The sequence below is a fragment of the Streptomyces sp. NPDC058239 genome, assembly GCF_042882185.1.
Classification (GTDB): domain Bacteria; phylum Actinomycetota; class Actinomycetes; order Streptomycetales; family Streptomycetaceae; genus Streptomyces.
On the sequence record NZ_JBHVWS010000082.1, the window covers coordinates 25,788 to 32,253 of the forward strand.

Consider the following 6,466-nt stretch of genomic DNA (forward strand, 5'->3'; position numbering starts at 1 on the left):
TGGCCGCCCCGGCGCGGCCGTCACACTGTCGCCCAGTCGAGCCCGAGGGCGGCGAGTTTGTCGGTGGTGAGCTTGGCGCGCCTGGATTTCGTGTTCGAGAGGAAGACCCCGAGCTTCACGGCGTGTTCCTGGCTGTCGATCACGATCGTCTCTACGTGGCCCCTGGGGACCGTCACAGAGCCGGTGCGGGCCTTGTACTGTGCCAGGGCCGCGACGCCTCGCTCGAAGGCCCCGGAGGCCGCCTTGGGCTTCGTGGGTGTCTCAGGGGGCGTTGGCTCCATGCCGAGCTGTTCCAGGCGCTCGCGCTGCCCAGGCATCAAGTGCTCCAGGACGCGTCCACGACGACACCACGGCCGTGGTGGAGACGCTGACGGTGGAGATCAAGGTGACGCAGCCGCGCGAGCTCGCCGACTACGCGAAGGCGTTCGCCGGCCTCGCGGAGATGGCCGTGTACGGCGACGCGGCCCGCGCGCTCATCCGGGCCGCGATCGACGCCCTGGAGTGAACCTCCGCAATTACTCGCAACTTCGTTGAGGGCCGTCCCCGACGCTGCGTAGCGTCGAAGGAACCGACGGACCATCAGCCGGAGAGGCGGGGCCGCATGCGCACACACCGACACCACCGCCCCAGAGCCGGAGGGCCGTGGCCTCCAGCCGCCCGCCTACGGCGTCCCCTCCCCGGCCCTGCTGGCCCGCGCGGACCGTGGCTTCGCCCGGTTCCTCGCCGAGCGGACCGAGGACGACAGACACGGCGACGGCGAGGACACCCCGCGGTGACCGCCGGCCCCCCGCGCGATGACGCCCCAGCAGCGAGGGCCGCCATGCACACCAGCACGCACACGGTCCTGTACGACCCCCAGGGACTGATCGAGGCGGAGCTCCCGCTCGACCGCGAGCCGTACGAGTGCCTGGTGAAGGCCGTCCTGGCGTGGACCGGCCCGGACACGCTGGCCGAACGCGACTACGAGCAGATCGCCCTGGAGCTGACCGGCCACGCCCGCGCCATCGCCTCCGACGTCCGCCGCCGCGCCGACCAACTGCCGAAGAACAGCGGACCCAAAGCGCTCGCCGACATCGTCCTGCGCGAGGCAGAAGGCCGGCTGTCCACGACGCTGGAGGGCACCGTGCGCTGCGTCCAGAACCGCGCCCGCCTCATCCGCGCCCTCTACGAACGCCTGGACCGCCTGGAGACCGCGCCTGCCTCGGAGAGGGTTGCACCCAGCGGAGGCTGAACCGTTGGCTGGACAGTTGCCTCCAGCGGAGGGCCGCAGGTGTGACCGAAGGCGTTGACCTCCCAAATCGGACACCGCCCGTTCCCGCAGGTCAACTCTGGTGGGCAAGCCCGTCCCGGACGACGACACCTCTAATTCGTCAGTAATTAGAGGTTCGGGAACTCTGAGGGGCCCGGGGCGGCGTGTTCCGCTCGGGCAGGACGTGCGTGGTCCGGTCGGTGCTGTGGTGACCCCTACGACACCTCCGACCGATCAGGTCTGTGGAAAGACCGGTGGCGTTGTGGTGCCGGCCGGTCCTCGCAGGTTCTGCCCCCACGGGCCCGTCGGGTTCGGGATCCTCGATGGATGAGCTGCCGTACGGTGACGCGTTTTTCCTCACGAGCCTTGAGCTCTGGACACGGCGTGCGCCCGTGCGGTCCGGCGGTGCCGCGCACGGCTGATGAGGTGGCGGGCCCTTGAGCCCTGGAATTAGTGCGCCGTGCGGTCCCGCGTGCTCGCGTTCGAGAAAAGCACCGGCGAAGGGGCGGGATCCATGGACGTGTTCTGCGGGATCGACTGGGCGGAGGGACACCACGACGTCGCGATCATCGACAACACCGGCAAGCAGCTGGCCAAGTGCCGCATCGACGACGACCTGGACGGCTATCAGCTCCTGCTCGACCTGATGGCCGAGCACGGCGACAGCGCCGAGACGCCGATCCCTGTTGCGATCGAGACCAGCCGCGGCCTCCTCGTCGCCACCCTGCGAACCGGCAACCGGCAGATCTTCGCGATCAACCCGATGGCGGCCCCCGCTACCGCGACCGGCACGGCGTGAGCCGCAAGAAGTCCGACCCGGGCGACGCCTTGGTCCTGGCGAACATCATTCGCACGGACATGCCGATGCACCGGCCGCTGCCCGATGACAGCGATGTGGCCCAGGCCGTCGCCGTTCTCGCCCGCGCTCACCAGGACGCGGTCTGGAACCGGCAGCAGATCGCCAATCAGCTCCGCTCGCTGCTGCGCGAGTACTTCCCGGCTGCCCTGGACGCGTGGCGGCACAAGGCGGGCGGACTGGCGCGGGCCGACGCGCGGAAGATCCTCGCTGCGGCGCCGACCCCGACTATGGCCGCCGAGCTGCCGCTCTGGAAGCTCAAGGTGATGATGCACAGCGCCGGCCGCAAGCGCGGCATCGACGAGGACGCCGAGCGGATCCAGACGCTGTTCCGGCAGTCGGCCGCCCGGCAGTTGCCGACGGTGGAGGAGGCCATGGGTATCCAGGCCAAGGCGCTGCTGGTTCAGCTGAACGCGGTCTGCAAGGCCGTCGACGAGCTCGCGAAGGCGGTCGAGCGGACCTTCCGGAGCCACCCCGACGCACCAGTGATGCTCAGTTTCCCCGGCATCGGTCCCGGAGTCGGCGCACGCCTCCTGGCCGAGATCGGCGACGACCGCAAACGCTTCGCTACCGCCGGTGGACTCAAGGCATACGCGGGAGCGGCGCCGATCACCCGAGCCTCCGGCAAACGCAAATACGTCGGACGGCGCTTCGTGAAGAACAACCGGCTCAACCACGCCGGCTACCTCTGGGCCTTCGCCACCCTCACCCACTCCAAGGGCGCCAACGCCCACTACCGGCGACGACGCGAGACAGCGGACTGGCATGCCCAGGCCCTGCGGCACCTGTTCAACCGGCAATGCCACGAAGTTAGCGTGGCAGCCGCCAAGTCAAGGGCGGCCGTTGGTGGGCGAAGCCTGAGGCGGTAGGCATTCGGGGGCGAGCTTGTAGGTCGCGTTCGCGATCTTTTCGAGGAGACCTTCCCGTGTCCAGCGGCCCAGCTGGACACAGAAGCTGTTGTAGTGGGTGAAGTCGAGGGCTGTGGCCAGCTCGCGCGCGTGCCAGGACCGATGAGGTGAGGTTCGCATGTGCTGGAGGACTCGATTGCGTTGACCGCTGCGCCCGTGTGCTGCGGATGATGGGGACTGGGTGTGGATCTCGACGGCGAGGCTGGTGACGTTCTGGCTGGTCAAGGGATGCTCGCTGGTCGGGTTCGCCGGATAGCGCGAGGTCGGGCACTTGACCTTGCGGGCGCTGGTGCGTGCGCGTCTGGGCTGCAGCAGGGCTGATTGGACCGCGATGGAGATGCCGTTCGTGGCGAAGCTCGATGGGGACGGCAGAACGTGGTCTGCGCGGATTACCTGGTCACGGGCGGCTTGGAGGGCGACGGTGAAGCTTGCCCGGTCCGGGTCGGTGCCGGGGACGGATTCGACGGCCTCGGCCATTGCCATGCGGATCACTTGGTAGAGAGTAAGCAGAGCCCACACCTCCTGTTCGAGTCCACGTGGGTCCTGGGACCGCAGGACCCGTCCGGTCAGCAGGGTGTGCCGCAGTGAGTAGAAGGCAGACTCGATCTCCCAGCGCTCGTGGTAGAGGCGGATGAGGTCCTCGGCGGGGTCGGAACGGTGGTCCAAGAGGGTTGTTGCGAGCCGGTAGCGGCCCGTGATGCGTTGTCCGCTGCTGGTGGTGAGAGTGATGTCGGCTTCGATGATGCGGACACGCAGGCCGCGGAAGCGGGTGAGGTAGGAGCCGTCGGGGAGGACTGCCAGCACTGCGGGGCGCCGGTGTGCGCACAGCCGGACCAGGAACTGAGAGCCGGTGTCGGCGACAGCGCGCAAGAAGTCGTCGCCGTCGAAAGCCCGGTCTGCCAGCAGGAGCATCTGCGGTGTCAGCCGGGGCAGTAGCCCGGCCGCCTGGACAGTCTCCCCGTTTTCGGACGGTCCGAAGACTGCTCCGAGCAGCCCTCGTGTCCCGGTCTCACACAGGACGGTCAGCCTCAAAGCGGGATAGCCCGACATGCCCCAGTGGTGCCGGACTTTGCCCAGCAGAGCTCGGATACGTGGCAGGTCAGGAGCCTTCAAAGAACTGCAGCCGTCGAACGCTACGGTCCGCCAGCGCCGGTAGCGGACACCAGGCGTCGTCGGCCGAGCCAGCGGCACCGCCAGAGTGTCGAACAGAGCCTCTACGGGCTCCGGCCCAAGACGCCGGCGCAGCTGCCGCAGTGCAGCTTCCGAAGGAAGACAGTGGTCGATGCCTGACAGGCCGGCCACGAGCTTGTCCCACACACGTCGGTATCCCAGAGACGGGAAAAGACCCAGGGCCAGGACGAAGTAGATCCCGACCCTGGAGGGGAGCGTACGCACGCGGACCTGAACGGTCTTGGTCTCTTCGAGGATGTCATCGACGAGCTCGAAGGGTATGTGCTGAGTCAGCCCGCCAAGGTGGCCCGGCGCGAAGGCGCCCGCCGCGACGGTGGTGGTACGTGTCAAGGTGCAAGTGGAGAACTGACTCGACAACGGATCCCCTGGTCAAGAAGGTCTTGGTCGACCTTCTCCTATCAGGGAACCGCGGCCTGCAGTGCCAGAACCATCCATCTCGGAGCTGGACTTGACTTGGCGGCCGCAGCGTTAACTTCGTGGCATTGGTTCAACCGGATGCTCGGCCAGCTCCACCACTGCCTCCTGGCACGCGTCCCATTCGATGAAGCAATCGCCTTCCCCTCAGAGCCCCAGGCAGCAGCGACAGCTACTGCGTGAATAGGACGGCCCTGTCTCTCCGCTCCCGCCCGACGGGCGGCAGGATGTGCGGATGGCGAAGAGCGAGATAGAACTGCTGGCCCTGCTACGCGAACTTGATGACCCGGAGCGGCTGGAACGGCCGCTGCACTACGACCGCGCGGCGGTCGGCCTCAAATTCGGCAGGCTGGTGCGTCGGCTCGAAGCAGACTTTGGTGCCTCGTGCGAGTCCGAGCGGGACACCCAGGACTCCAGCGAGTACGGGCGCGTCCACGTGCCTGCGGACACGACGGTCTGCGGGACGCGGATCGTGGTCTGCGTGAGCAAGTTCGGCTCCCTCGCCGAGGTCTGCGCCGACAATCCGGGGGCCTTCCTCGGCACGGACGAGGCTTACGAGGAGGGGGCGCTGGACCTCGGCGACCTCGCCACCGTGGAGCGGGCTCTGGCCGACCTCGGCTACGTGAGTGTCCCCGAGGAACTGTTGGAGAGCGACTACGAGGGCTCCAGCGCGCTGGAGCACTTCGCGGCACGGCCCACCTGGTGGACACGGTTCTTCGGCCTCTGGTGACCCACCCCCTGCCTGCCCCTCAGCCAGCCTCTGCGCGCCGGCTGGGGCCCGAGGACGGACCCTCGGCAGGATCAGAAAGGGACGGCCTAACAACCCACGGCTTGACGGCTTAACTGCATGAGGTGTCTTCCCCCTCGGGGGAAGAGCATCTCTTCCTTTCCCTCTCCCCGGGCCGGGACGTCGGCCTGCTCCGCGGCGGTGCCCGCTCCCGGGCCGCCTCCGTCGGGGCTGCCGCCTCCGCCAGATGCTGTGTTCGGCTCTCTTCGATGTACTCGACAGGGGTGGGTAGTCCGTACCAGTGCGCGAGTGATGCAGTGGCCGACTGACGGTCATTCTGCGTAGCGTCGATGACGCGCCCGGCGTGATCCCGCACTTCGTACGTAGCGGCGCCGGCTCCGGCGGACCGGAGCCGTACGGTTCCCCCGATGGTGTCGAACCCATCGAATGCAACGGCGGTAGTGAACGAATCCAGCGAGCCAATCCGCCGCGCCCGCACGATCGTACGCAGCTTGGCAGGCACGGGCACCCGAACCACGACGCAATGGTGTTCTTCCTACGCCATGGCGTAGGCCACGGTTTCCAGGACAGCGCGCTGCTGGGGGCGATGGGAAAGGCGGCCTGGCGCAGATGACGGAGTGTGCTGCCGTCGACGCACAGCCTGCACAGGCCGAGCACAGGCACCGGGCCGCCGATGTTTCGCAGGCTGGCCACGGGGGCGTTCCTGCGCGAGACGGTCGGCTGCGGCCTGGATTCCCGCTACTGCATCAGGCCAAGTCCTATGTTCACGAGCCCTTGCGCGGCCTGGTCGGATGCCACCTGATGCAGGGAAGCCATGAGGCCGTCGAGGGTGCGGCGCAACCAGCCTTGCTCAGGTTCGTCGCGAGTGCTCTCGCGGTGCAGAGCTTCGGCGTTCTGAACGATGTCAATGTCCTCCCGCTGGCTTTGCGTGACATCCATGGTGGTGGCTGCTTCGAGGACCTGTTGAGCGAAGTCGGCGAGCTGCTGTGGTGTGGCCGAGTAAAGGCTGTCCCGTAAGTGTTGGGCGCGGGTGGGATGAGACTGAGCAGCTCAGTTGATGCGGGGGCTCCTGCACGCTGCACCGGGGAATTCGCGGGCGT

5 protein-coding genes and 2 pseudogenes are annotated in these 6,466 nt (G+C 67.9%); 4 read left to right on the top strand and 3 right to left on the bottom strand.

The window, feature by feature from the left end; genetic code table 11:
- Positions 1–20 precede the first annotated feature (20 nt).
- A complete protein-coding gene (locus tag ACFVYE_RS43770; protein WP_389609078.1) occupies positions 21–317 on the bottom strand; it encodes a helicase associated domain-containing protein in 297 nt (98 codons plus the stop codon).
- A gap of 17 nt (positions 318–334) precedes the next feature.
- Here ACFVYE_RS43770 and ACFVYE_RS43775 point away from each other — a divergent pair.
- The 3 genes and pseudogenes from ACFVYE_RS43775 to ACFVYE_RS43785 form a co-directional block, all read left to right on the top strand.
- A pseudogene (locus tag ACFVYE_RS43775) lies at positions 335–505 on the top strand (transcriptional regulator); the annotation flags it as partial.
- A 315-nt stretch (positions 506–820) separates the two neighbouring features.
- The gene (locus ACFVYE_RS43780) at positions 821–1,231 is read left to right on the top strand and encodes a DUF6415 family natural product biosynthesis protein (RefSeq protein ID WP_389609080.1); all 411 of its coding nucleotides are present in this window, start codon (positions 821–823) and stop codon (positions 1,229–1,231) included.
- A 532-nt stretch (positions 1,232–1,763) separates the two neighbouring features.
- Positions 1,764–2,902: pseudogene (locus ACFVYE_RS43785) on the top strand (IS110 family transposase); the annotation flags it as partial.
- Positions 2,903–2,935: 33 nt separating this feature from the next.
- On the opposite strand, the gene ACFVYE_RS43790 reads toward ACFVYE_RS43785, so the two are convergent.
- Positions 2,936–4,561, bottom strand: coding sequence for an IS4 family transposase (locus ACFVYE_RS43790; RefSeq protein WP_389609082.1), 1,626 nt, complete (start codon positions 4,559–4,561; stop codon positions 2,936–2,938).
- A gap of 292 nt (positions 4,562–4,853) precedes the next feature.
- On the opposite strand from ACFVYE_RS43790, the gene ACFVYE_RS43795 reads away from it, so the two are divergent.
- Positions 4,854–5,348 carry a hypothetical protein gene (locus tag ACFVYE_RS43795; protein WP_389609084.1) on the top strand — a complete coding sequence of 165 codons (495 nt, stop codon included), beginning with the start codon at positions 4,854–4,856 and terminating at the stop codon, positions 5,346–5,348.
- Between the two features lie 756 nt (positions 5,349–6,104).
- On the opposite strand, the gene ACFVYE_RS43800 is transcribed toward ACFVYE_RS43795, so the two are convergent.
- The gene (locus tag ACFVYE_RS43800) at positions 6,105–6,305 is read right to left on the bottom strand and encodes a hypothetical protein (protein WP_389609086.1); all 201 of its coding nucleotides are present in this window, start codon (positions 6,303–6,305) and stop codon (positions 6,105–6,107) included.
- Between the last annotated feature and the right edge of the window lie 161 nt (positions 6,306–6,466).